Genomic DNA, 24,390 nt, shown 5'->3' with positions numbered 1-24,390 from the left:
ATGCCAGGCAAGCGAGCAGTTAAAGATGAAGTTTTCTACCAAAGAAGACCTTGAGGTCCCGATCAACGACGTGTTTGACATGCTCTCGGATTTCGAAGGGTTTGAGCGTGCTGCGATGCGCCACGGTGCCGAGATTTCGCGATTGGGCAGTGCGAACGAGGCAGGTGTTGGGCTGGCTTGGCGGGTTAAAGCTCAATTTCGCGGCAAAAAACGGGATTTTGAGGTGACGCTGTCCGAATTTGACCGGCCTAACCACATGATTTTCGATGCGACATCGAACAACATGAAGGGAGCGTTCCTTGTGGAGCTGGTTGCCCTGTCCCGCAACAGGACACGGATGCGGGCGGAGCTGGACGTACGCCCCAAGTCCTTGTCGGCGAGGCTTCTGATGCAATCGGCCAAGTTGGCGCGCAACACGCTCAACCGCCGCTACAAAACCCGTATTGCTCATTTTGCGGAAGATCTTGAAGACCGCCACAAGCGCGGGCTAGAGCCTAGAGCTTAGTTCGCTACGAACGAGAAAAGGCGGCCGGGTAGGTGCCCAGAATTTCTAGCTCAGAAGTGAAATAGGACAATTCCTCAAGCGCGCGCTTCACCGCGGGGTCGTCCGGGTGGCCGGTGATGTCGGCATAGAATTGCGTCGCAGTGAATTCTCCATCAAGCATGTAGCTTTCCAGCTTCACCATATTGACGCCGTTGGTCGCAAATCCGCCCATCGCTTTGTAGAGCGCGGCCGGAATGTTTCGGACCCTGAAAACAAACGAGGTCAGCATATGGGTGTCGCCCCGCCGTTCCAGGTTTTCTTCGCGCGACATCACCAAGAAGCGCGTTGTGTTGGTGTCGTTGTCCTCAATGCCTTCGGCCAAGACGTTCAGCCCGTATGTCTTGGCCGCCAATGCGGAGGCCAGAGCCCCAGTATCGGTCGTTCCGGACGCGGCAACTTCCGCCGCGGCACCTGCATTGTCAGCGGCGGCCTCGCCCCGGATACCGTTATTGGACAAGAAACCGCGGCACTGTGGGATCAGTACAAGATGGGCGCGCACTGTTTTTATCTGCGCAAGCTCCACGCCTGGATTGGCCAGAAGTGCGATGCGGACCCGCACAAATGCTTCGTCAACGATGTGTAAGCCAGATTCTGGCAAAAGGCGGTGCATGTCGGCGACGCGCCCGTATGTCGAGTTCTCGACCGGTAGCATGGCAAGCTCGGCCTCGCCGCCACGCACCGCCTCGATCACGTCCTCAAACGTCGCGCAGGGATAGGGCTCATGGTCGGGGCGGGCCGCGGCGCAAGCCTCGTGGCTGTAGGCGCCAAGCTCTCCTTGGAAGGCGATTTTTGGTGCCATTGGTGCGTTCTCGTAAAAATGGGCGTTTCGTCGCGCCTTCTACACCTTGATAAAGGGCAGGGGAACCCGCTACATAGCCTCGAATTCACTGCGGAATCCTGACCGCATAAGCCAAGGTAAGACGAAACTCATGTTCGATACGATGACATCCACCAAGATCCTGGGCGCCGGTTGTGGCGCATTGCTCTTGTTTCTGTTGGGCGGTTGGGGCGCCGAGCTGATCTATCATGGCGGCGGCGGCCATGGTGACGGTGAAGAACATGCGCAGGGTTACTTAATTGAGGTAGCCGACGCCGGCGGCGCTGATGAAGAAGCAGAGCCAGAGATAGACTTTGCTGAAGTGTTGGCCTCTGCTGATGCCGCAAAGGGTGAGAAAGTGTTCTCCAAATGCAAGGCGTGCCACAAGCTGGAGGACGGCGCGAACGGTACGGGTCCGCACCTCTATTCTATCGTGAACCGTCCGATCGGCGTTGTTGACGGCTTCGGCTATTCAGATGTGCTGGCGACCAATGGTGGCGAGTGGGATGCTGAGGCTCTGAACGGCTTCCTTGCGGATCCTAAGGGCTGGGCACCGGGGACCAAGATGAGTTTCGCTGGTTTGAAGAAGGTCGACGACCGGGCCAACCTAGTGGCCTATCTTCAGGGGATTGGCGGATAGGGACGCACAATCCATTCAATCAATCAGGGCCGTCCCAATTCGGGGCGGCCTTTTGTTTCCGGAAACACAAATCCGGTAACTTTCCCGCAATCAGCGCTTGATTGTTAGGTGAAACAGACTTTTTCTGGTCTAACTCTGTATTGAGTAACGCATAGCCCCGCAGGAGACCGATTTATGACCAGACGCCCAGCCAAAGCTGTCGCCGTATCGAATGTTTCACCAATCCCGGCGCTGTTTAGATGGTCAGGCATTGCAATACTCAGTGCAGCGGCGATTGGGTTTGCGGGTCAGGTCAAGGCCGAAGATGGCGTCACGGTTTCGCATGGCTATTCGAGCTTCGGCGAATTGAAGTACGGCCCCGACATCAAACATCTCGATTACGTTAACCCCGACGCGCCAAAGGGCGGCGAGATGTCGACCTGGGCCTTGGGCACTTTTGATAGTTTCAACCAATATGCGCGGGACGGAAATCCGGCTGCGCTCAACACCATCGGGTCAGAGCGCATCCTGACCAGCACGGCGGACGATCCATATGGAATGTATTGCTATCTGTGCGAGACGCTCGAATATGACGACGCGCTGACCTATGTGCAGTTTAACCTGCGCAAAGATGTGAAGTTTTGGGACGGCACCGGGCTGACGGCGCATGACCTGAAATTCACCAACGAGCTGTTCCGCACTAAAGGTATCCCTGAGTACCGCCGCATCGTTGAAAATTTCTTCGAGGATGTGGAAGTTATCGACGACTACACCATCAAATTTACCTTCAACCCGGAATCGCCCAAACGGGACCGGGTATCAATCGCGGGCATCACACCGTCCTTCTCCAAGAAGTGGTTCGAAGACACCGGCGCCCAGCTAGACAAAGCCACGGACGCGCCTTTCATGAGCACCGGGCCGTATAAGCTGGACACATTCGACTACAACCGGCAGGTCATTTACCGCCGGGACGAGAATTTTTGGGGCAAGGACCACCCGTTCAGCATTGGTCATTACAACTTTGATACGATCCGCACCGAGTATTTCGCCGACCGGACCGCTGCATTCGAAGCGTTCAAAACGGGGGCCTATCTGTTCAAAGCGGAAACTGACCCCAAGGAATGGGCGACAGGATACGGATTTGAAAACGTAAAGAACGGCTCGGTCAAGCTGGACACGCCGGTGGACGGCACCGTGGGCCAAGCTTTGTCCTTCGTCTTCAACCTCGACCGGGAGCCTTGGCAGGATACGCGGGTGCGCGAAGCCGTGGGGCTGGCTTTCAACTTTGAATGGTCCAACAAAGCGCTTTTCTACGACCTTTTTGAGCGCCCAGATTCGTTTTGGCCGAACACCGACCTTGCCGCAACTGGGGTGCCTTCAGAGGGCGAATTGGCGATCCTGAAGCCGCTGGTTGATGAAGGGCTATTGCCCGAAAGCATCCTGACGGATGAGGTCACCACACAGGTTAAGCAAGACGCAGACAAGAACCGGCCATCCCGCCGCGTGCTGAGGCAGGCCTCCAAGCTGCTGGACGAGGCCGGCTGGGAGTTTGGCAATGGCCAATTCCGTGAAAAAGACGGCAAGGTGCTGACGCTTAACATCATCCAGTTCAACCCGCTCTATGACCGCGTGGTGAATCCGTTCATCGAAAATCTCAAGGCCTTGGGAATTGATGCGGATTTGGAGCGGATCGACCGTGCGCAATACATCGAACGCCGCCGTGCAGGTGATTTCGACATGACGAACCAAGGCTTTCAGATGCCGTTTGAGCCGTCATTGGGGATGGAGCAGTGGTTCTCCTCAAAGACCGCCGATAACAGCTCGCGCAATCTGATGCGGCTGCGCGACCCTGCGGTCGACAAGATCATCCCGGCGATCATCAATGCGGACACGTTGGACGGCCTGAAGACAGCTGTTCATGCGCTGGACAGGGTGCTTTTGTCGCTGCGCTTCGCGATCCCGCAGTGGTACAAGAAAGAGAACTGGCTGGCCTACTATGACGTCTACCGCCGCCCGGCCGAGCTGCCTCCGCTATCTGTCGGCGTCTATGACTTCTGGTGGTATGATCAGGAGGCTGCGGACAAGTTGAAGGCCTCCGGCGTGCTTCGGTAAGGCGGAACTGACTTAATGGCTGCCTATATCCTCAGACGGCTTTTGCTGGTCCTTCCGACGCTGTTCGGGATCATGGTGATCAACTTCACCCTGACCCAGTTTGTGCCCGGCGGACCGGTCGAGCAGATCATCGCCCGCATTGAAGGCGGCGGAGATGCGTTTGTTGGCATCAATGGCGCTGACAGTGTGGATAGCGGTGATCTTGGCGGCGAGAACAGCGGCTATGAGGGTGCGCGGGGGTTGCCAGCTGACTTCATTGCAGAACTGGAGAAGGAATTCGGCTTCGACAAGCCGCCGGTAGAGCGGTTCTTCACGATGATGTGGAACTACATCCGCTTTGACTTCGGAGAAAGTTATTTCAGGTCAGAAAGGGTGCTTTCTTTGGTGGCTGATAAGCTGCCAGTCTCCATCACTCTGGGGCTATGGTCCACGTTGTTAACATACCTGATCTCGATTCCGCTAGGCATTCGCAAAGCGATACGGGACGGGTCATCCTTTGACACCTGGACGTCGGCGGCCATCATTGTGGCCTATGCCATCCCGGGTTTCTTGTTCGCTATCTTGTTGCTCGTGCTTTTTGCGGGTGGGTCATTCTGGCAAATCTTCCCGCTCAGGGGGCTGACCTCCGACAATTGGGAAGAGCTTTCGGCAATCGGAAAGGTGTTGGACTATCTGTGGCACATCATTCTGCCGGTCGTTGCGGTCACGATATCCGGGTTTGCGACAATGACGCTGCTGACCAAGAACAGCTTCCTTGATGAGATATCAAAGCAATATGTCATCACCGCAAAAGCCAAAGGCCTGTCTGAACAGCAGGTCCTCTACGGACATGTGTTCCGCAACGCGATGCTGATCATTATCTCCGGGTTCCCTGCGGTCTTCCTTGGTGTATTCATTTCCGGCTCTCTGATCATCGAAACGGTGTTCTCGCTTGATGGTTTGGGCAGGCTTACATTCGAGGCAGCAGTCGCCCGAGATTATCCGATTGTTTTCGGCACTCTGTACTTCTTCGGTCTGATTGGGTTGCTGATCAATATTCTGTCTGACCTGATGTATGTTTTCGTCGATCCGCGTATCGATTTCGAGAGCCGCGAAACATGAGGTTGTCCCCGCTCAATCAGCGCCGTTGGTCCAACTTCAAGCGCAACCGCCGCGCTTGGTATTCGCTCTGGATCTTCAGTATTCTGTTCGGGTTGTCGCTTTGCGCCGAACTCATCGCGAATGACCGCCCATTGCTGGTCAAGTATCAGGGCGAATACTTCACGCCGATCACCAGTTTCTACCCTGAGACTGCTTTTGGCGGCGATCTGCGATCAGAGGCCGTTTACCGCGACATTGAAATTCAGTGCCTGATCAAAACCGGTGGGCTGGAGGAATGTTGGGACGACCCGGAAGCGCTGATCGCCGATGCCGAAGATGGCGAAATCGGCGGAGAGCAGATTAGCAAGGGTTTCATCCTGAATCCATTGCTGCCTTATAGCTACACGACCATCAACGACATTGAGGGTACGGCTCCGTCAGCGCCCGACAGCACTCACCTGTTGGGGACCGACAACTCCGCCCGCGATGTGCTTGCACGGGTGATCTACGGGTTCCGGCTGTCCATTGTGTTTACCCTGATCGTCACGGTGATCGCGTCCGTAATCGGTGTTATCGCAGGTGCGGTGCAGGGTTACTTTGGTGGATTGGTTGATCTGATCTTCCAGCGCATTCTGGAGATTTGGTCGGCAACGCCTGGCCTGTACGTCATCATCATCATGTTTGCCATTCTGGGACGAAGTTTCTCACTGCTGGTGTTCCTGACTATTCTTTTTGGCTGGCCCGCCTTGGTAGGTGTCGTGCGTGCGGAATTTCTTCGGGCGCGCAACTTCGAATACGTTCGCGCCGCGCGTGCGCTTGGTGTGTCCAACGCGACGATTATGTTCCGCCACATGCTGCCCAACGCGATGGTTGCCACGCTGACCATCTTGCCGTTCATCGTGACGGGCACGATCGGCTCGCTGGCGGTGCTGGACTTTCTGGGCTTTGGCCTGCCTTCCTCCGCGCCGTCACTGGGGGAGCTGACCTTGCAGGCCAAACAGAACCTGCAAGCGCCGTGGCTTGCCTTCACTGCATTCTTCACCTTTGCCATCATGCTGTCGCTGCTGGTCTTCATCTTTGAAGGCATCCGCGACGCGTTTGACCCCAGAAAGACCTTTCAATGACGCGGTTGCTGGACGTGAAGGACCTCAAGGTGAGTTTTCGCCAAGACGGGGCGACAACCCATGCCGTGAAAGGCGTCAGCTTCTATGTCGACAAAGGGGAAACCGTTGCGCTTGTGGGCGAGTCCGGGTCAGGCAAATCCGTATCGGCGCTGTCCACCGTTCAACTGCTGCCTGACAGCGCCACGGTTGAGGGTACGGTCCACTATGAAGATCGCAACCTGACCAACGCGACGGAACGCGAATTGATGCAGGTGCGCGGCAACGATATCAGCTTCATCTTTCAGGAGCCGATGACCTCCCTGAATCCGCTGCATACGTTGGAAAAGCAAATCACCGAAAGCCTGACTCTGCACCAAGGTTTGTCCGGCCAAAAGGCGCGCGACCGTGTGATAGAGCTGCTCACTAAGGTCGGCATCCACAACGCCGAGAGCCGTTTGTCGTCCTATCCGCATCAACTGTCGGGTGGGCAGCGTCAACGGATCATGATTGCCATGGCGCTTGCCAACGGACCTGAACTGCTCATTGCAGATGAGCCGACGACCGCTTTGGACGTGACCATTCAGGCGCAAATTCTTGAACTTCTGGCAGACCTCAAAAACGCCGAGGATATGGGGTTGCTGTTTATCACCCATGACCTTGGCGTGGTGCGTAAGATTGCCGACCGCGTCTACGTCATGCAGCATGGCGAGATCGTGGAGACGGGCCCCACAGCAGAAATCTTCGACAATCCTCAGCATCCCTACACCCGGATGTTGCTTGAAGCAGAGTCTACGGGTGAACCGGCCCCTGTGCCGCAAGATGCAGCCGAGATCGTGTCGACCGAGGACTTGCGCGTCTGGTTTCCCATCTACCGAGGGTTGTTGCGTCGCGTGACGGGTCACGTGAAGGCCGTCAACGCCGCCACCATTTCGGTACGGGCGGGCGAGACGCTTGGCATTGTGGGTGAATCCGGTTCCGGCAAAACAACGCTGGCGCTTGCTGTGATGCGGCTGATTTCAAGCGAAGGCCCGATCTCGTTCATGTCGGGGCGCGTTGACGGTTTGAAGTCGAAGGACCTGCGGGCATTGCGGGCTGATATGCAAATTGTGTTTCAGGACCCTTATGGCTCACTAAGCCCTCGCATGACGGTGGAACAGATCATCGCAGAAGGTTTGGCCGTTCATGGCACCGCGCCGGGTCGCGACCCGCGCGAGATGGTGTCGGAGATCATGGAAGAAGTCGGGCTGAAACCCGACATGATGCACCGTTATCCGCATGAGTTTTCTGGCGGCCAGCGGCAGCGCATTGCGATTGCCCGGGCCATGATCCTGCGCCCCAAACTGGTGGTGCTGGACGAGCCGACATCCGCGCTCGACATGACCGTTCAGGTCCAGATCGTTGAGCTTTTGCGCGAGCTGCAGAGAAAGTACCAACTGGCCTACCTGTTCATCAGCCACGACCTGAAAGTGGTTCGTGCGCTGAGCCACAAGGTGATGGTGATGAAGCAAGGCGATGTGGTCGAAACCGGGCTTGCTCAGGACGTGTTCAACGCGCCGCAGACGGATTACACCCGTCGCCTGCTGGCGGCGGCATTGGACCTGAAATCTTGAGCTGACTAGCCAGTGGGCCCTCTGGTCTCGCATTGCTGACCACGCGCTTCGAGCCGCGCACAGGCAAGATTGGCCCGTTCCTTGGTCATCCCCACAAAATTCGCTTCCCACCCTTTGGGCTTGTTCGCGACCTTTCTCAAAGCGTCGCTCAAGGTCTCGATCTCCTGCAACGCGGTCTGCAACAGCATCCGCTCAGCCGAGTGGCGTGTCGTGTGATAGCCCAATGTAATTCCCCAGTGTCGCCCACCAGAGGTGGACGCCCGGGTGATGATTTGTCTCTGGGCGGGTTTGCGGACAATTTCGGTCGGCTGCAACGCCGCCGTCACGAGGTTACCGGGACGTTTGATCGGCGTTACGGTTGGGGCACTTGCAGCCTTGGCCACCTGAACCTCTTCGCGGGCGGAGGTCACCTGCTCATTCACATCTTTCACCACCGCAAGCAACATCTCTGGTGAAGGCGCTGCTTCAGGCCGTTCGGTGGGTCGTGGGCTGCGGGGCACGGCGGTGATGGTTGGTTTGACCTTGATGATTTTCGGCTCTTCTTTGACGCCGCGATAGCTTGGCAAAGATGGTTTGCGCAATGCGGTATTCGACGGGGCCCGTTTGAACCCCATATCCAGCAACTCGGCGACACGGGCGTTCCGCGCCGCGGTTGAGCTGCCGCCAAACATGGTCGCGATGATCCGCTCGTTGCCCTTCTCGGCGGATGCCACAAGGTTGAAACCGGCAGCGCGGGTGTAACCGGTTTTGATCCCGTCAGCGCCTTTGTAATTCTGCAGGAAGCGACGGTTGGTGTTGGACACCTGTTTGACCCCGGCATGCGTCGTCTGGCGGGAAAACAGGTTATAGTATTGCGGGTAGTCATAAATCATGTGACGCCCAAGCGTGGTCATGTCACGCGCTGTCGACATATGGCCGCTTTCCGTCAGACCATGTGCATTCTTGAAGGTCGTGTTGGTCATGCCCAGCGCCTTGGCGGTACGGGTCATGCGGCGTGCAAAGGCGGCCTCGCTGCCGGATACTGCCTCGCCCAAGGCCGTGGCCGCGTCATTGGCGGACTTCACGGCTGCTGCGCGGATCAGATACCGGATCGCAATGCGCTGACCTGCTTTCAACCCCAGCTTGGAGGGTTGTTCGGCGGCGGCCTTGCGAGAAATCTTGACCTTGGTATCAAGCGTCAGCTCGCCCCGGCGGATCGCCTCAAACGTGACGTAGAGCGTCATCATCTTGGTCAAGGATGCCGGATGAAGCCTGGTGTCGGCGTTTCGTGCGTGCAGCACCTTGCCGGACCGTGCGTCCATCACCATCGCTGCGTAAGGCGCAGCTGCCACTGACGATGCGGATACCGCAAACGCCAAAACACATAGGCCCATTCGGACCAATTCCAAAAGCCGTGGATACACGCGACCGCCCGTTTCTGCCTCGGGAGATGTCGTTGCATCCCCCATTTATAGTTATTTGCCGATTTTCGGCGTTTGAGGGACCGTAGCATAGAAGCTCGTTTCGGAAAACACTTTAGTTTCAAGGAGTTTGAGGTTTGTGTTGATGTCGCTATCATACATGTAGCGGCTATTGCCGCTTTGACCACTACATGTTGCTTGATGGCTTTGGTTGCCACATTTCCGCCCCAATTGCGTGACGGCGCTGCATCAACGGATCAAGTCACAGGGTTTGCCAATTCGCAGCGTTGAATTTCGCTTGCTGATTTGGCTTTCAACTCACGTTCTTTGCGCTGCAGAGACCGCAGCTTTCGCCGTTCCATATCAAGATCAACTGCGACGGGCGTGCGGCTGGTCACAGGTTGGGCACGGTTGCAAAAGTTGAAATGACCGTTCCTGATCCCAGTGCCGATGCAGAAGTCGGTATATAGAACAGTCCGCGTTTCCGTCTGGATAGCGTAGCCACGTTCAAGCGTGGCTTGCGTGTCAGCAACAAGCCCCTGAACGATCCGCAGATCTTTTGTGGCGTCGCTGATACAGGCCTCCCGGGGGTTGGTGCAGGCGGCGCAAGCCAATAGGATCAGAAAGGCGATGGGTCTCAGCATACCCAAAGCATAAGACATATGACCGATGAAGAAAGGGTTTCTCTTCCGCGTTAGCTTTTCTCTGCCAAAAGGTCGGTGTCGTTTTCGGGAATTTCGGCTTCCGATGTGAGCACTTCAAGCTCGGTCTGTTCGTTGGTCAGGTTGCTTTCGGCATCTGACACGCTCGGTTCGGCCAAGGCGCTCTCCTCGGCGCTTTCGCGAATGTCGCGGTCGGCCAAGGCCTTCGCTTTCTTCTCAGCCGCACCGGCAAGCTGCAGCACCGGCACACCTTGCGGGAAGATCACTTCGCGCGCGTCATCCGGCATCGAGATGCCCTCTTCAGTCAGTACGCGTTTGACCTGACGTAGGATGGCCGATTTGACCTTGAGGACCGAATAGTTGCGCGCATCAATCCAGAAATAGGATTTGATGTTCACCGTTGACGCTCCCAAAGAGTCGACCAAAACCATCGGGTGCGGTTCTTTGATGACCGCGTCATGCGCGTCAAGCATCTCCATGACGATTTCCTGCGTCCGCGCGATGGAGGCGTCATACCCTACGCCAACCTCAATGGTTTCGCGCCGGATCGGCGACGCGCTGTAATTGACGATGGTGCTTTTGAAGATTGTGGCGTTCGGGATTTGGATATGGTTCCCCTCTGAGGACAACAACACCGTGGACCTGGTGTTCATGGACTGAACCGACCCCTGCATACCGCCAACATCAATGTAGTCACCGGATCGGAACGGGCGCCGGATCGACAAGAGCAGGGAGGCCAGAAAGTTCTCCGCGATGTCACGGAATGCGAAACCGACGATGATACCCAGGACACCGGCACCGCCGAGCAACGAGAACGCCAGCTGCGTCAACCCTGCAACCTGCAAAACGACATACAAACCAATGAGGAAAATCGGCAGGGCTAGAATGCGAGAGAAGATGTCGCGCAAAAGAGGGGATTCCATGCCGCCAAGCAGCCACCGGCGCATCAGCCCCGCGACGGTCGCAGATAGCCACCACGCGATTGGGAGAATGACGATCGCAAAGATGATCAGCGGCAGGGACGTTGCAGCGCGCAAGGTGACGTTCTTGATTTCCTTGAGCGCCGGGGCGAAAGACCAGTTCACCTCTTGCGTGACTGTTATTCTATTCACCACTGCCACGACATCTTGGGTGTTTGTGGCCAGGTTGCGAGCCCAGATTTTGTGCTCTTCCGTTATCGCCCGCCCATCCAGAAAGACGATACCGTCAGTCGCATTCACCTGCGCCCCTGTGAACCAGCCAGTTGCACGGAGGATTTCGAGGATACGCTCCTCGATTTCTTCGTCTCGGGCAACCGGCTCTACCGAGACAGATGCAGTGGGGTCGGTAACCTCGACATCCGCACTGTCGGCCTCCGCCGCTTGTTCCTGCGCAAAGGCTGGGTTGAGTAAGAGGACGAAAGCGGCGCAAAGCGCGAAAAGAAAGCGGGTCAACATGGTGCAACTTTAAGGGCAGGGCGCTTTGGCGCGCCAGCCCAAATTACACCTTGGGAATGACCTTGCCGGGGTTCATGATGCCCTTTGGGTCCAACGCCGCTTTGATGAGGCGCATAACATCCATGCTGACGGCATCCTTGTTGCGGGTCATGCTGGGCAGTTTCGTCAGCCCGATGCCATGCTCTGCCGAGAAGCTGCCCCCCAGCTCGCGGGTCACCTCTTCAACTTGTTGGCGGATAAGGTCGCGGTGTTCCGCGTCTGTTTGATTTGGGAAGACAGTGTAGTGAAGGTTGCCGTCGCCCAGATGTGACACAGTCAATTCCGCCGCGCCGGGATCCAGCTTTTGAACACGCTCGGTGATGCGATCGAGGAAGGTCCCTACCTTGTCCACCGGTACAGAGACGTCGTTATCCACCAAAGTGGGCGTTGTCAGCGTCACTTCGGCCGCGGATTCGCGGCGTTCCCACATCTGGGCGCGTTGCCCATCAGATTTGGCCACCACCGCATCAAGGACGGTCCCGTCCTCAAGCATACCACTCAGAACCTCTTCCAAATAGTTCGTCACCGGCACGCTGCCATCCGGTTGTACGTCTGCGTCGCGTGGTGCGGTCGCCCCGACTTCAACAAGGATATTCACGTCATAGGGGGCGTCAAACGGCTCACGCGCGCCTGGAATGCGCGCGATATGACGCTCGACATAGGCCCGCGGCATGTATTCAAACGCTTCAACCGCGCCGCCTGTCGCCGATTGCAACTGATTGAGTAACGAAAGCGCCCCGGGTAGGTCAGGTGTGGCCACCATCGCGGTCGCATAGGCCAGCGGTTTCGGGCTCAGCTTCAAAACAGCTGCAGTGATCAGACCAAGCGTTCCTTCCGCCCCGATCATCAGGTGTTTCAGATCGTAGCCGGTGTTGTCTTTGTGCAGTTCGCTCATCAGGTCCATGATGCGGCCGTCGGGCAGCACCACCTCTAATCCCAAACACAACGCGCGGGTATTGCCGTATCGCAGCACGTTGGAGCCGCCGGCATTCGTAGACAGAACCCCGCCTATCATGGCCGAGCCACGCGCGCCGAAAAACAGCGGGAAAACCAGATCATGTGCGTCCACAGCCTCGTGGAGGGAGGACAACACAACACCCGCGTCCACAATGGCCACGCGGGCGTCGGGGCGAATTTCACGGATGGCATTCATACGAGACAGCGAAATCATGATCGCACCTTCCGCGTACGCCCCACCGGAGAGACCAGTATTGCCCGACACAGGAACAATCGGAACGTCAGCGACGCTGCAGGTCTTCACTACAGCACTGACCTCTTGCGTGGTGGCCGGACGCACTACGGCCAAAGGGGTGGAAATGTATTTGCCGGTCCAGTCTTTGCCAAAGGGGGCCGCGTCGTCGCCGGTCAAAACATGCGCATCACCCACGATACGTTTGAGTGTTTCCAGCAGCTGCATTCTCGTCTCCTTTGGGGCTTGCGACTACTCTGTCGTCCCAAAGTGAAAAGGCAAGCATGTGTTACGCCAATTCCCGCTTGACCCTGCCGCCTGCTTTTCATATCTCCCGCCCATTGGCGTTATAGCTCAGTTGGTTAGAGCGAACGACTCATAATCGTTAGGTCGGTGGTTCAAGTCCACCTAACGCCACCAACAAACCCGTGGGCCTATGGCTCGCGGGTTTTTTGTTATATTGTTGTCCAGTAGACGCCCGCAGGTTGGATGGTTTGGCCATCGAAGTTCACCGGCTCCAGCCCGTAGTTAAACGCGAAGACGTGGGTGTTAGTCCGGCGGATACGAAGACCGGCCGAGACGGGTCGCGTCTGAATACCCTGTTTCTGGCATAGAGCGGACAGGATGCGCCCTAGCGCCGCTTCATCGGGCCATGCGGCGAGATATTGGATCTGATCATTGCCGATCAGAATCGGGACACCTTCAGCAGTCTGATCCAATATCGTCGCCGAGCCTTCCAAATGTTCTTGCAAATGCCTGATTGCGCCGCTGCTTTCCAGGGAGCGTTCCATGTCGGCCCGGAAGGTTTCGGTATGGGTGATGGTCGCATCAAGCCCAGGCAGGTTTGGTGGAAGCGGGGTTGGGATAGTAAGCTCTTCTGTTTTGGTGTTGCTGCGCGGGCCGATTAGCGCGACGCCATCAAAAGTATTGAGCGCACCGAGCAACGCGTCCGAAAGCGTTAGAACCCCAGGGGCCAAGACCAGCTTGTAGGGGGACAGGTCAGCGCAATCAGGCGGCAGAATGTCGATATCAAGGCCGAGTTTGCGCAACCCCCGATAATACTCGAATACAAGCCGGAAGTAGTCGAAACCGGCCCCTTGCGGCTGAACGTCCCACGCCCAAGCTGATGCGTAGTCAAAGACCAGCCCGACTTGTGCCTTGGCAGTCGACACATCCGGCAGCTGCGCTATTTCTTCGGCGACCTGGCTCGCCTCTGCCAAAGCGGGTGCAGGGGAACGGTCTGGCCTCAGAAGGCCAGCATGCATCTGTTCCTGCGCAAATGGGGCTTGCCGCCAGCGGAAATAGCACACCGCCTCAGCGCCGTGTGCAAAAGCTTCCCACGCCCAAAGGCGGCACATGCCTGGAAGGGGGGCGGGGTTGACCGGGGCCCAATTCACCGGGCCAGGTTGCTGCTCCATGATCCACCAGCGGCCGCGTCCGACGGCACGGTAGAGATCATGGTGGAAAGCCTGAAAATCAGGGTCGCCCTGCTGTGCATAAGTGCGTTTGTGGGCATCGCCGTCTTCCATGCGGTCCTCAAGGAAGCCCAGCGGGTAGCTGTCCCAAGACGCGATATCGAGGTCCGCGCCGACCGCAAAGTGATCAAAATCGGTGATCCGACCCATGTAGTTGTGCAGGATCGGGGCGTCAGAATGCGCTTTGATGATCCGCACCTGTTCAAGGTTGAAAGCCGCGACTTGATCAGAGCTAAATCGTCTGAATGCAAGCGCATGGGATGGATTGGGTTCTGTGACTGTCAGGTTGGGAAGGCCAATTTGGTCGAACGTGTCGTACTCCATCGACCAGAAGATATTGCCCCAGGCTCGGTTCAACGCATCGGTCGATTGATACTTTTGCGCAAGCCAGTCCCGAAACGCCGCCTGCGCTGCATCTGAGTATGACAGTGTGGTGTCGTGGCAGCCATATTCATTGTCGGTTTGCCACGCGGCGACATACGGGTTTGCGCCATAGCGCTGCGCCAAAATCTCGGTGATGCGCCGGCTCTCAGCCCTGTAGCCTTCGTGACTGAAACAATAATGCCTGCGCGACCCAAAGCCTCGGATATTGCCGGTCTCATCTACCGCGAACATGTCGGGATGTTTTTCAACCATCCAGCGTGGAGGCGTCGCTGTCGGTGTCCCCAAGACAACCTTCAGCCCGGCCTCACCCAGAATGGCGATACTGCGGTCCAGCCACTCAAGTTGCAGGTCGCCAGGCTCCGGTTCCATTCTGGACCAGGCAAATTCCCCGATCCGCACCCAAGTTAGGCCGGCCTTGGCCATGTCGGCGGCATCTTGTTCCCAGATATCTTCGGGCCAGTGTTCGGGGTAGTAGCAAACGCCAATGCTACGGTTCATAATTTCACCTGATACTCGGGCAGACCGTTGATGGATGTTTCGAGGGAAAATGTCTTTCCGGCATCCGGTTCTCGGGTCAATTGCGCGTCATCCATACCTTGCTGGGCGGATGTCGCAAAGAGCGTGCTGAGATTTGGTCCGCCCAATGCGGGGCAGGTTATGTGCGACGTCGGGAAGTCATATGCTTCAAGAAACGCGCCCGTTGCATCGTAGCGCGCCACGCGCGAGGCACCCCATTGGGCGTTAAGGTAGCTGCCATCCGCTGCAACAATTGACCCGTCCGGGTTAAGGTCGCCTTCCACCAAATCCAGAAAAACTGTCGGGGCCGATGTGGGCCACCCTTGTGCATCCAACGCCGTGCGGAACACTTTCTGCGCGGCCGTATCGGCCCAGTATGCGCAGCTCCGGTCAGGTGCAAACGCGATCGCGTTCGTGATGGATATGGGCGCGAACAGTTGGCGCAGTTCGCCTTCGTAGAACCGGTAAATCGCCCCGCCTGCATTTGCGGCCTCTTTGTGCATGGTGCCAATCCAGAACCCGCCCCATGGGTCGGCGCGACCATCATTGCTACGCGTTTCCGGGTCGTCTGCTTCTAAGCTGCAGATTTCGGATTTAGCCCCGGATTCGATATCAAAACGCAATAGTGCTGTTTCGCTCGCGACCAGAAATTCGGTCGCGTTTATCCAGCCAGCGGCTGACACATGTTCGTCGAATTGCCATGTTTGCCCATCGTCGCAATGCAGCCGTTTGCCATTGATATCAAACCAGAAAAGTTGGTTGCGCAAGGGATGCCACAGCGGCCCCTCGCCCAGCTCGCAGGCGCGGTTGTCGTAGATTTCGCTCAAGTGAAGGCGGCGTCATATGCCGCGACCATGTCGCGTGCGATCGGGAAAATTTCGCCTGCCGTCCGGCCCGGTTTGTAGAGTGCGGAGCCGATGCCGAAGCCGTTCGCGCCAGCTGCTTTCCACTCTGCAAAACCATCAGGGCCGACGCCGCCGACCATGTAGACTTGGGTTTCTTTTGGCAAAACGGCGCGGATGGCTTTCAGGCCTTCGATGCCCATGGCGAAGCCGGGGAAAACTTTCAGGCCATTTGCCCCGGCTTTGAGAGCCGCGAAACACTCGGTGGGTGTTAACACTCCCGGCCAGCTTTCGAGGTCTGCTGCTTTGGTGGCTTGGATCACCTCTGTATCGGCGTTTGGGGACACGATCAGCTTGCCTCCGACACGCGCGACTGCGGCCACGTCTTGGGGGCTGAGCACCGTGCCGGCGCCGATTAAGGCCTTGTCACCAAAGGCTTTTGCCATGGCACCAATGCTGTCCAGAGGGTCTGGTGAGTTGAGCGGCACTTCGATTTTGGTGATGCCTGCTTCGATTAGGGCTTCGCAGATGGGGAGGGCTTCGGCGGGGGTGATGCCGCGCAGGATGGCGATGAGGTTTCTACTCATGAAATCAGGTCCTTATAGGCAGCGGTCAGGCCTTTGACGGTGAGGTCGTCGCTGGTGTGTTGCGTCGCGTCCAGGCCTTGGGCGCGGAGGGCGGCGAGATAGATGGCATTGAGAACGGGGTCACCTACCAGCGCGATTTGTTGGCCGAGCCAGTAGGGTTTGGTTGCGGCGAGTTCTGCGCCGATCAGCAGGCCGGACAATTTCGATTTGGAAACAGATGGTTGCGTGGCTTCCAGCAAATGGGAGGCGCGAATTTGAAACATCTGGGCGGCAAGTGTTTCGGGCCGGGCGGTTGTGTTAGAAACAGCGTCGATAAACGCGTCTTCATCCCAGTCCTTGCTGTCGACGGAGTGGCGCAAGACCGAATTCTTGGACAGCAACGCAAAGAGTTCACCGGTCATAACTGTTTGGAAAGAAACAATTTCCTTGGCAGAAATGTGCACCCATTTGGTGTGGGTTCCGGGCAGGCATAGGACGCCGTCAAAGTCGGGGTTGTCGGCAAGGAAGCCAGCAATTTGGGTCTCTTCGCCCCGCATGACGTCGGGGTGTTTGTCCTGTTTCAGGCCCGGCAGAATATAGACGGAGATACGATTATCTGTTGTAGAACAAGGGCTTAATGCGCCGTGGGGCGTGGTGGGGACGGTGCGGTAGGGGGCTTCCGCCCAACCTTGCCGCGCGCCGACCATGCCACAGGCGATGACCGGTGTTTCGGTCGTGCCAAGCCATTGTTCTGTAAGGGAAATCAGGGTGGGTTCGAATTGCTCAGGGGTGAGGCTGGACATGCCTTTGTCGGAGGTGACCATGTCCTTGATGGCGCCATCAGAGGTCATGGCCCACGCGCGCAGGTTGGACGTGCCCCAATCGACTGCGATCCAGTCGGCGTATGTTTTTTCCCCTGACATCAACCGGTTACGACGACGCCGCCGTCAATGACGAGCGCTTGGCCGGTCATCATTTTGGACGTGTTGGAGGCCAGAAAGAGCACGCCGTTGATCATGTCGTCGGGGTCCAAAGTGTCCTTAAGGCATTGACGAGAAAGGTGATTTTCCAACCCTTCAGGGGTGACCCAGAGGTCTTTTTGCTTTTGGGTCAAAACCCAACCCGGGGCCAAAGCGTTAACGCGGATTTTGTCGGGGCCGAACTCCCGGGCCAGCGATCTGGTCATTCCGTTAATACCTGAATTGGCCGCCGTATAGAGCGGGTAGCCCGCATTGCCCATCATGTAGGAGATGGATGAGAAGTTGATGATCGAGCCGAAACCGGCTTTTTTCATTTGCGGAACAACGGCTTGGCAGGCGAAGAAATAGGCCTTGAGGTTGATGGCCATCATCCAGTCGAAGAATTCGCTATCAACTTCTTCCGTTGTGTGGCGCTTGTCGTTGGCGGCGTTGTTAACCAAACAGGTGATGGGACCGTTTGTGTCAGCCGATTTCTCGATGGCGGCAGTCAAAACGTCCGTATCGGTGATGTCGCCTTGGACAAATAAAGGCGCAACCCCATGTTTTTCGGTCATTTCTTCGACGAATTCAGACGCATCAGACCGCCCGATGAAGGCGACTTTTGCGCCTTGGGCCATGAAGCCATCCGTTAACGAGGCACCGATGCCGGAGCCGCCGCCGGTGATGAAGACGGATGCGCCTTCGAGGTCGTGGAATGTCGCGAATTTGTTCATGTTAACCTCTTTTCTGGCGTACACAGCGCGTACACACCCTGTACACAGCCTGTACCGACAGGGGCGGTACTGTGATAATTCGTTAACGCCGTCCCCATCATAGCCGTTCCCCTTCGAGGACCCACATGGATTCCGGGAAGGACCATGGCAGGGTCACCCCTTGGGTCATCAGCCACGCGCCGGACACCTCGATGGCTTTTTCCTTCAACACGGGCGTGCCGCGCGACAGGGTCGCGGGTGCGCCGCTTTCGCGGTTGATGAGCCGGACGCGGTAAGTGGCGTGGTGGAACAGGCGGGTCAGGCGCAGGGGGCGGGGCGCGATTTGGTCGGAGGTTTCGGCCTTGCCGGCGAAGATCACGAATTTGCTGCCGTCACGCGACAGCTGCTGTTCGGCGATGACGGCGGGGTCAGCTGAATCGAGACGCAGGATGTCTGCCGGGATCAGCCAGTCGCGGTTGTGTTTCCACCAAGAGGTGACGTCTTTCAGGACGGCTTCTTCATGTTCGTTTAGCTCGCGCGGATCCATTTCGAACCCCATGTGGCGTTGGGCGGCGACCCATGCGCGGAAGGAGATATCGAGGATGCGGCCAGAGGTGTGGCATTTGCGGGGGCCGACATGGGAGCCGGTGACGGACATGGGCAGGAACAGCGCCGCGTTATGCTGCATCTTGAGCCGTTCCAGCGCGTCGTTTGAATCCGACAGCCAGACGCGTTGCGTGCGTTTCATGATGCCGAAGTCGATGCGGCCGCCGCCCGACGCGCAGCTTTCAATTTCGACATGCGGGAAGTCTTCGCGCAGACGGTCCAAGAGCGCGTAGGAGCCACGGGTTTGATCGGCATCGGGGGCAGGGAGCACGCGGTTGTGGTCCCATTTGATGTAGTCGATCGGGTATTCGGTGAGGATCGCGGCCATGCGGTCGTAGACGAAGTCGCGGACCTCCGGCAGCCCCATGTTCAACGCCTTTTGCTGGCGGCCCAAGGTCTGGTCTTCGGAGCCCAAGGCCCAATCGGGGTGGGCGCGGTGCAGGTCGCTGTCCTCGTTGATCATCTCAGGCTCGAACCAGATGCCGAAGGTCATGCCTTCGCCGTGGACGTGGTCGATGAGAGGGCCGAGGCCGTCAGGGTACTTGCGCGGATCGACCTGCCAGTCGCTAAGCGACGTGGTGTCGTCATCGCGCTGCCCGAACCAGCCATCATCGAGGACGAAACGTTCCGCACCAAGCTTTGCGGCGCGGGTGGCGATGTCTTGCAGGATGTCGAGTTTATGGTCGAAATAGACGGCTTCCCAGCAGTTGTAATGCACGGGGCGCGGCTTGTCGTTGGCCGGCGTGATGATGCGGTCGCGCAGGTGGCGTTGGAAGGCGACGGCGCAGCCGTTGAGGCCATCATCCGAGAAGGTGAGGTAGAGCGAGGCGCTTTCGAAATGCTTGGCGGCGTTGACCTCCATCCGGGCGGCGTGACCGAACTGGATTTGGCGGCGGCCGTCGGGGAGCTCCTCGGCGATCATCTTGTGCCCGCCGGACCAGCCGTAGTGGAACGCGTAGGCGTGGCCTTGGGTGTTGGTCGCCCCGCGGCACGGCACGATGAGGCCGGGGAAATGTTCGTGCCCGGTGCGGCCCGTGCGGTTTTCGCGGTAGCGCATGCCCGGCGACCATGCGGTGCGGTTGAGCTGAAACTCACCCGTCCAGCGGCCCGCCACGTCGATCATTTCGTCGCTGAGCTGTGGGCCGGGGATGACAGGGGCGGAGAGCCAGTGCAGGTGCACGGGGTCATCGCTGTCGAGGAACGCCTTGGCGGTGATGATCCGGGTGTCGGGATCGGTCTGGAACCGGGCGGTGTAGCGCAGGTTCGTGTCGTCATCCTTGTAGTGCAAGGTGAGCGTGTCGTCGGTTTCATCGGCCCCGTCGAAGCAGAATTTCGGCAAGAGCGGGGAGCCGTCCTGGGCGCGCAGGATCAGGCCGGGCTGGCCGGGGAAGGTGCGCGATGCCTCGGGCAGGATCGACAGATCCGGGTTCTCGTCCAGCATGCCGCCGGTGACGTCCAGCGCATAGGCGTGATAGAGCGTGCCGAGGTCCTCGCCCTTGGGCAAGGGTGGGCCCCAATAGACCACTTCGGGCAGCCGTGTCCGGCGTGCGGCCAGCACCAGCGTCTGCCGCACATCGTCCAAGCGCCATGCTTGGAAAGTCTCGTCGATCATTTTACTTAACTGCTCCGAGGGTCAGGCCCGCGATGAAGTGTTTCTGCATCAGGAAGAACATGGCCACCGGGGGCAAAGCCGCAACGATGGAACCCGCACTCATCAGGTGGTAAGCCGCACGAAATTGCGCGTTGAAGGATGTGATCCCCGCCGTAACAGGCTGCGATTCAACACCCTGCGTCAACACCACGGCCCAGAAGTAGTCATTCCAGATGAAGGTGAAGATCAGCACCGCCATGGCGGCCAGCGCGGGCTTCATCAGCGGCATGATCACGAACCAGAAGATGCGGAATTCCGAGATGCCTTCGACACGGGCGGCCTCCACCAGTTCGAACGGCAGCGCGCGGATGAAGTTGCGCATGAAGAGCGTACAGAAGCCCGTCTGGAAGGCGATGTGGAACAGCACGAGGCCGGGGATGGTGTTGTAGAGCCCCATGTCTAGCGTCAGATCGCGCACCGGCACCATCAGGATCTGGAAGGGCACGAAGTTGCCCGCCACGAACATAAAGAAGACCCAGATGTTGGCCTTGAACTTGTAGATGCCCAGCGCGAAGCCGGTCATGGAACTGAGGATGATGCAGCCCAGCACCGTTGGGATCGTGATCAAGAGCGAGTTCAGCATGTAGCGCGGCATGTCGGACCCGAAAACGAGGCCGTAATTGGTGAAGCCCTCGAAGCTTGACGGGAAGCCCCAGTAGTTGCCGGTGGTGAAGTCCGCGTCGGGCTTGATGGAGAAGAGGGCGACCGCCAAGAGCGGGGCCAGCCAGACCAAGAGCGCGATGGGCAGCATGGTCTTGTACGCAATCTGGACGCCGGGGGTCGATTTCTCAATTGGAGTTGGAAACATCTTAGCGTCCCTTCTCTTCGTTATACATCGAGTAGAGGAAGTAGGTGATGAAGACGAGCATGATCAGGAACAGCACCACGGCGACGGCGGCGCCGTAGCCCATGCGGAACCCGTATTCCGAAAGCGCCACCTCGAACATGTAGAAGGAGAGCACCCGGCTGGAGCCGAACGGCCCACCATTGGTCATGATCGAGATCAGATCGAAGGAACGCAGCGCGCCGATGATGGTCACCACGAAGGCAATGAAGGTGGCGGGTTTCAGCTGCGGGACGACCACGTACCAGAGCATCTTGAGGCGCTTGGCGCCGTCGAGACGCGCAGCCTCGATCTGTTCGGGGTCCACGGCGTTGAGGCCAGTGAGGTAGAGGATCATGCAATAGGCCGTTTGCGGCCAGAGGCCCGCGGCGATGATGCCGTAGGTCACATACGCCTCGTCGCCCAGCACGTTGATCGGGCCGAGGCCGACCCAGCCAAGTGCTATGTTAAAGAGGCCAAAGGTCGGATCGTAGAACCAGCCGAAGACAAGGCCCACAACCACCTGAGAGATCACGAAGGGGAAGAAGAACAGCGACTTATAAAGCCGGATGCCCCAGACGGTCTGGTTCAACAGAAGCGCGATGAACAGGCCTGCGGGAATGGCCAGAAGGTAGAGCGCCAACCAGATGAAGTTGTTTTTCAGCGACGTATAGAAGGCGTCGTCGTCCCACAGCTCGGCATAGTTGGACAGGCCCACATTTTGCGCTTCGCCGAGGCCGTCCCAGGCGAGGGTGGAATAGTAGAAGGACTGGAAGATCGGGATGATCACATAGACCATGAAGAAGATGATGCCGGGGATCAGGAAGAGCCACGGGGTGACTGCGATCTCGTTTCGCTTGTACCAGCTGCGTTGGCTGGTGCCGGTTGAGACTGTTGCGTCTGCCATGACGGATCCTCCCACGGGATTAGTCTGTGGTCTGCTGCGTTCTTCAGCGCATGTGAAAAGGCCGGACGGGCACTTGCAGATGAGCTGTCGGAGAGGGGTGGTAAGGCGGGGTTAACCCCGCCCTACCGGTATGTTTAAAGCGAAGCGCTTATTTGTAGATACGCTCTGCGGCTTTGTCCAAACGGGCCAGGATCTTGTCTAGGTTGTCTGGCTTGACCATGAACTCTTGCAGGCCTTCCATGCCGACTTTCGCCATTTCAGCTGGTGCGTCACGGTCGAAGAACTGTGCCACGCCGCCTGGGCTGTTGGAGGAGAGCATTTCAAAGCCTTCCAGCAGGAACTTGTCGTCATCCACGGAGGATTTGGAGTTCACCGGAAGCTGACCCAGCGCGTCGCCCGCGTTGATCAGTGTTTGGTTCTCAGCCGACACAACGAACTTCAGGAACGCTTTGGCCGCGTCTTTGTTCGAGGCACCCGATGGGATGTGGAACGTGTCGGTTGGCGCGTCTTCCGCCATTGCGATACCGTCGGTGATCGCAGGGAACTGGTAGAAGTCGAGCTTGCTGTCGTCCAGACCTGCTTCGCGCAGTGGTGGCACCGCGAAGTTGCCTTTCAGGATCGCAGCGGCTTCACCCGATACGATAAAGGGCAGCGATTCCTGCCAGCTGTAGGAGGTGTGGTTGTCGATAAACGCACCCATATCCAGCAGCTCTTTCCAGTTTGCGAAAGTCGCGCGGACCTCTGGGCTGTCCCACTTCTCGTTGCCGCCCAAGAGGGAGGCGTGGAAGTCGTAGCCGTTGGTGCGCATGTTCAGGTAGTCGAACCAGCCGCCGGCAGTCCAAAGGAACTTGGTGCCGATGGTGTAGCATTTCTTGCCGGAATCGAGGATCGCCTGACAGTTGGCTTTCTCTTCTGCCCAAGAGGTTGGCTCTTTCAGGCCCAGCTCTTCATAGATGTCTTTGCGGTAGTAAACACCCCACTGGTAGTACGTATAGGGCACGCCCCACTGCTTGCCGTCGAGCGTCATCGCGCCTTTGGTCGAGGCCAGCTCTTCAGACAGAGTGCCTTCCCAAACGTCGGAGATGTCTTCGAAGAGGCCCGCATCCACGTAAGGCTTCATACGGTTGGCGGCGTACCAGTTGGCAACGTCAGGCGTGTTTGCCGTCAGGAAGTTGCGGATCTGGGTTTTGTAAGCTTCGCGATCGATGATCGTCAGCTCGATGTTCAGGTCGGGGTGCTCTGCACCGAATCGTTCGACCATGCCTTCCATCACTGCGCGCGGCGCAGGGTTGGACATGTCCGAGAAGATGACGAGGTCACCAGACAGCGCGTGGCCATCTGCATTTGCACCGGTCGCCGCAACGGCCAACGCAAGCGCCGCGGTGGACGCTTTCAAAAAGTTATGCATGTTTTCCTCCCTAGGTAAGTTCCAAATAGTGAAACTTAGTTTTGCATATTGAAAACTTAACCGCGACTCGGCTAGGGTTGTCAACAGGCAACTCGGGGAGGAGTGGCCGTGGGAGGACTGATGACTGAGCGCCCGAATGAGGCTGGTACCGTAGGTAAAGCATTGAATGTGCTGGACCAAGTTGCCGCGTTTGGCCGCCCGGTGCGCTTCTCGGAACTGCTCGAATCAAGCGACTACCCGAAGGCGACTCTGTACCGGCTTCTGCAGACATTGGTGCAGCAGGGGATGGTGTCATTCGAGGCGGAGCGCGGCGTTTACACGCTTGGCGTGCGGCTGGTGCGGCTTGCCCATCAGGCGTGGCAGACCGCATCCATTGCCCCCGTGGCGCGGCCTTACCTGGACGCCTTGTCGTTGAAAATTGGCGAGACGGTGCATTTGGCGCAGTTGGACCACGCGCAGGTTTTATATGTGGACAAGCGCAACGCCGCCGTGCCGGTGGAGATGTATAGCCAAGCCGGTAAGGTTGGCCCCGTATATTGCACCGGCGTTGGCAAAGCGATGCTGGCCTGGAGCCGGATCGACGCGCAGACCCGGATTATTGAACAGCAGAGCTACCACAAGTTTACCGACAACACCCTGACCTCGCGCCGCGCCTTGCGGGCGGAGCTGGACATTATTTGCAGCCGTGGGTTTGCATATGACAACGAAGAGCATGAGCCCGGGATTATCTGTGTGGCCTTGCCGATCCTGACGCAGTCGGGGCGGGTGCTGGGCGGTCTGTCCGTTACCTCGACCACCGCGCGCCATTCCTTGGAGAGTTTGGCCGCCTTGGTGCCGCATATGAAGACCACCGTTGGACGCATCGCCGAAGACGCCGAAAGCTGGCGCTTCCCCGACCAGATTGAAGAACACGCCTAGAGCCCCAGAAA

General features: G+C 58.0%; 21 protein-coding genes and 1 tRNA gene. 8 read left to right on the top strand and 14 right to left on the bottom strand.

Going from position 1 to position 24,390, the window contains the following annotated elements:
• The first annotated feature begins 25 nt into the window (after window positions 1-25).
• Window positions 26-505 (top strand): SRPBCC family protein, encoded by a 480-nt coding sequence (locus Q0899_RS10470; RefSeq protein ID WP_299192684.1) that lies wholly within the window; start codon window positions 26-28, stop codon window positions 503-505.
• A 4-nt stretch (window positions 506-509) separates the two neighbouring features.
• Here the strand turns inward: Q0899_RS10470 and Q0899_RS10465 are convergent, their stop codons facing one another.
• On the bottom strand, window positions 510-1,343 hold the full coding sequence (locus Q0899_RS10465) for a prephenate dehydratase (RefSeq protein ID WP_298293508.1): 834 nt from the start codon (window positions 1,341-1,343) through the stop codon (window positions 510-512).
• A 130-nt stretch (window positions 1,344-1,473) separates the two neighbouring features.
• Between Q0899_RS10465 and Q0899_RS10460 the strand changes: the two genes are divergently transcribed.
• From Q0899_RS10460 to Q0899_RS10440, 5 genes are all read left to right on the top strand, one after another.
• Entirely contained in the window at window positions 1,474-2,001 is a 528-nt protein-coding gene (locus tag Q0899_RS10460; protein WP_298293506.1) for a cytochrome c family protein, read from the top strand.
• 174 nt (window positions 2,002-2,175) lie between these two features.
• A complete protein-coding gene (locus tag Q0899_RS10455) occupies window positions 2,176-4,092 on the top strand; it encodes an extracellular solute-binding protein (RefSeq protein WP_298293504.1) in 1,917 nt (638 codons plus the stop codon).
• Window positions 4,093-4,107: 15 nt separating this feature from the next.
• Complete coding sequence (locus Q0899_RS10450) at window positions 4,108-5,193, top strand: microcin C ABC transporter permease YejB (RefSeq protein WP_298293502.1); 1,086 nt, start codon at window positions 4,108-4,110, stop codon at window positions 5,191-5,193.
• Window positions 5,190-6,296, top strand: coding sequence for an ABC transporter permease (locus Q0899_RS10445; protein ID WP_298293500.1), 1,107 nt, complete (start codon window positions 5,190-5,192; stop codon window positions 6,294-6,296). The genes Q0899_RS10450 and Q0899_RS10445 overlap by 4 nt, the downstream gene beginning before the upstream one ends.
• Complete coding sequence (locus Q0899_RS10440) at window positions 6,293-7,885, top strand: ABC transporter ATP-binding protein (protein WP_298293498.1); 1,593 nt, start codon at window positions 6,293-6,295, stop codon at window positions 7,883-7,885. Before Q0899_RS10445 ends, Q0899_RS10440 begins: the two co-directional genes overlap by 4 nt.
• A gap of 5 nt (window positions 7,886-7,890) precedes the next feature.
• On the opposite strand, the gene Q0899_RS10435 is transcribed toward Q0899_RS10440, so the two are convergent.
• From Q0899_RS10435 to Q0899_RS10420, 4 genes are all read right to left on the bottom strand, one after another.
• Window positions 7,891-9,258, bottom strand: a complete 1,368-nt coding sequence (locus tag Q0899_RS10435; RefSeq protein ID WP_298295891.1) for a D-alanyl-D-alanine carboxypeptidase family protein — start codon at window positions 9,256-9,258, stop codon at window positions 7,891-7,893.
• Window positions 9,259-9,542: 284 nt separating this feature from the next.
• Entirely contained in the window at window positions 9,543-9,929 is a 387-nt protein-coding gene (locus tag Q0899_RS10430; protein WP_298293496.1) for a hypothetical protein, read from the bottom strand.
• A gap of 50 nt (window positions 9,930-9,979) precedes the next feature.
• Window positions 9,980-11,383, bottom strand: a complete 1,404-nt coding sequence (locus tag Q0899_RS10425; protein ID WP_298361736.1) for a mechanosensitive ion channel family protein — start codon at window positions 11,381-11,383, stop codon at window positions 9,980-9,982.
• A gap of 43 nt (window positions 11,384-11,426) precedes the next feature.
• Entirely contained in the window at window positions 11,427-12,839 is a 1,413-nt protein-coding gene (locus Q0899_RS10420) for an FAD-binding oxidoreductase (RefSeq protein ID WP_299192678.1), read from the bottom strand.
• A 115-nt stretch (window positions 12,840-12,954) separates the two neighbouring features.
• Here Q0899_RS10420 and Q0899_RS10415 point away from each other — a divergent pair.
• Window positions 12,955-13,031 (top strand) — tRNA-Met (locus Q0899_RS10415).
• 35 nt (window positions 13,032-13,066) lie between these two features.
• On the opposite strand, the gene Q0899_RS10410 is transcribed toward Q0899_RS10415, so the two are convergent.
• From Q0899_RS10410 to Q0899_RS10370, 9 genes are all read right to left on the bottom strand, one after another.
• Entirely contained in the window at window positions 13,067-14,968 is a 1,902-nt protein-coding gene (locus tag Q0899_RS10410; RefSeq protein ID WP_299192676.1) for a beta-galactosidase, read from the bottom strand.
• A complete protein-coding gene (locus tag Q0899_RS10405) occupies window positions 14,965-15,813 on the bottom strand; it encodes an SMP-30/gluconolactonase/LRE family protein (RefSeq protein ID WP_299192674.1) in 849 nt (282 codons plus the stop codon). The genes Q0899_RS10410 and Q0899_RS10405 overlap by 4 nt, the downstream gene beginning before the upstream one ends.
• On the bottom strand, window positions 15,810-16,415 hold the full coding sequence (locus tag Q0899_RS10400; RefSeq protein WP_299192672.1) for a 2-dehydro-3-deoxy-6-phosphogalactonate aldolase: 606 nt from the start codon (window positions 16,413-16,415) through the stop codon (window positions 15,810-15,812). The genes Q0899_RS10405 and Q0899_RS10400 overlap by 4 nt, the downstream gene beginning before the upstream one ends.
• Complete coding sequence (locus Q0899_RS10395) at window positions 16,412-17,317, bottom strand: 2-dehydro-3-deoxygalactonokinase (RefSeq protein ID WP_299192670.1); 906 nt, start codon at window positions 17,315-17,317, stop codon at window positions 16,412-16,414. The genes Q0899_RS10400 and Q0899_RS10395 overlap by 4 nt, the downstream gene beginning before the upstream one ends.
• Window positions 17,317-18,087 carry an SDR family oxidoreductase gene (locus Q0899_RS10390; RefSeq protein ID WP_299192668.1) on the bottom strand — a complete coding sequence of 257 codons (771 nt, stop codon included), beginning with the start codon at window positions 18,085-18,087 and terminating at the stop codon, window positions 17,317-17,319. The genes Q0899_RS10395 and Q0899_RS10390 overlap by 1 nt, the downstream gene beginning before the upstream one ends.
• Before the next feature lie 97 nt (window positions 18,088-18,184).
• Entirely contained in the window at window positions 18,185-20,284 is a 2,100-nt protein-coding gene (locus tag Q0899_RS10385) for an alpha-galactosidase (protein WP_299192666.1), read from the bottom strand.
• A 1-nt stretch (window position 20,285) separates the two neighbouring features.
• Window positions 20,286-21,131, bottom strand: coding sequence for a carbohydrate ABC transporter permease (locus Q0899_RS10380; RefSeq protein WP_298293483.1), 846 nt, complete (start codon window positions 21,129-21,131; stop codon window positions 20,286-20,288).
• Window position 21,132: 1 nt separating this feature from the next.
• The gene (locus Q0899_RS10375) at window positions 21,133-22,053 is read right to left on the bottom strand and encodes a carbohydrate ABC transporter permease (RefSeq protein WP_298293482.1); all 921 of its coding nucleotides are present in this window, start codon (window positions 22,051-22,053) and stop codon (window positions 21,133-21,135) included.
• Between the two features lie 148 nt (window positions 22,054-22,201).
• The gene (locus Q0899_RS10370; protein WP_298293481.1) at window positions 22,202-23,461 is read right to left on the bottom strand and encodes an ABC transporter substrate-binding protein; all 1,260 of its coding nucleotides are present in this window, start codon (window positions 23,459-23,461) and stop codon (window positions 22,202-22,204) included.
• A gap of 120 nt (window positions 23,462-23,581) precedes the next feature.
• Here Q0899_RS10370 and Q0899_RS10365 point away from each other — a divergent pair, with 120 nt between their 5' ends.
• Window positions 23,582-24,379 (top strand): IclR family transcriptional regulator, encoded by a 798-nt coding sequence (locus Q0899_RS10365; RefSeq protein ID WP_298293480.1) that lies wholly within the window; start codon window positions 23,582-23,584, stop codon window positions 24,377-24,379.
• The last annotated feature ends 11 nt before the right edge of the window (window positions 24,380-24,390 follow it).

Origin of the sequence: uncultured Litoreibacter sp. (assembly GCF_947501785.1) — a bacterium.
GTDB lineage: Bacteria > Pseudomonadota > Alphaproteobacteria > Rhodobacterales > Rhodobacteraceae > Litoreibacter.
The sequence above is the reverse complement of the archived record's forward strand: the minus strand, read 5'-3'. Positions and strand labels throughout refer to the sequence as shown.

Excerpts from the sequence above, each read along its gene's own strand:
- Q0899_RS10435 (WP_298295891.1), bottom strand. The coding sequence starts at position 9,258 with ATGGGCCTATGTGTTTTGGCGTTTGCGGTATCCGCATCGTCAGTGGCA.
- Q0899_RS10410 (WP_299192676.1), bottom strand. The coding sequence starts at position 14,968 with ATGAACCGTAGCATTGGCGTTTGCTACTACCCCGAACACTGGCCCGAA.
- Q0899_RS10440 (WP_298293498.1), top strand. The coding sequence starts at position 6,293 with ATGACGCGGTTGCTGGACGTGAAGGACCTCAAGGTGAGTTTTCGCCAA.
- Q0899_RS10460 (WP_298293506.1), top strand. The coding sequence starts at position 1,474 with ATGTTCGATACGATGACATCCACCAAGATCCTGGGCGCCGGTTGTGGC.
- Q0899_RS10375 (WP_298293482.1), bottom strand. The coding sequence starts at position 22,053 with ATGGCAGACGCAACAGTCTCAACCGGCACCAGCCAACGCAGCTGGTAC.
- Q0899_RS10400 (WP_299192672.1), bottom strand. The coding sequence starts at position 16,415 with ATGAGTAGAAACCTCATCGCCATCCTGCGCGGCATCACCCCCGCCGAA.
- Q0899_RS10370 (WP_298293481.1), bottom strand. The coding sequence starts at position 23,461 with ATGCATAACTTTTTGAAAGCGTCCACCGCGGCGCTTGCGTTGGCCGTT.
- Q0899_RS10470 (WP_299192684.1), top strand. The coding sequence starts at position 26 with ATGAAGTTTTCTACCAAAGAAGACCTTGAGGTCCCGATCAACGACGTG.
- Q0899_RS10380 (WP_298293483.1), bottom strand. The coding sequence starts at position 21,131 with ATGTTTCCAACTCCAATTGAGAAATCGACCCCCGGCGTCCAGATTGCG.
- Q0899_RS10385 (WP_299192666.1), bottom strand. The coding sequence starts at position 20,284 with ATGATCGACGAGACTTTCCAAGCATGGCGCTTGGACGATGTGCGGCAG.
- Q0899_RS10455 (WP_298293504.1), top strand. The coding sequence starts at position 2,176 with ATGACCAGACGCCCAGCCAAAGCTGTCGCCGTATCGAATGTTTCACCA.
- Q0899_RS10430 (WP_298293496.1), bottom strand. The coding sequence starts at position 9,929 with ATGCTGAGACCCATCGCCTTTCTGATCCTATTGGCTTGCGCCGCCTGC.
- Q0899_RS10420 (WP_299192678.1), bottom strand. The coding sequence starts at position 12,839 with ATGCAGCTGCTGGAAACACTCAAACGTATCGTGGGTGATGCGCATGTT.
- Q0899_RS10365 (WP_298293480.1), top strand. The coding sequence starts at position 23,582 with ATGACTGAGCGCCCGAATGAGGCTGGTACCGTAGGTAAAGCATTGAAT.
- Q0899_RS10450 (WP_298293502.1), top strand. The coding sequence starts at position 4,108 with ATGGCTGCCTATATCCTCAGACGGCTTTTGCTGGTCCTTCCGACGCTG.
- Q0899_RS10390 (WP_299192668.1), bottom strand. The coding sequence starts at position 18,087 with ATGAACAAATTCGCGACATTCCACGACCTCGAAGGCGCATCCGTCTTC.
- Q0899_RS10395 (WP_299192670.1), bottom strand. The coding sequence starts at position 17,317 with ATGTCAGGGGAAAAAACATACGCCGACTGGATCGCAGTCGATTGGGGC.
- Q0899_RS10465 (WP_298293508.1), bottom strand. The coding sequence starts at position 1,343 with ATGGCACCAAAAATCGCCTTCCAAGGAGAGCTTGGCGCCTACAGCCAC.
- Q0899_RS10425 (WP_298361736.1), bottom strand. The coding sequence starts at position 11,383 with ATGTTGACCCGCTTTCTTTTCGCGCTTTGCGCCGCTTTCGTCCTCTTA.
- Q0899_RS10445 (WP_298293500.1), top strand. The coding sequence starts at position 5,190 with ATGAGGTTGTCCCCGCTCAATCAGCGCCGTTGGTCCAACTTCAAGCGC.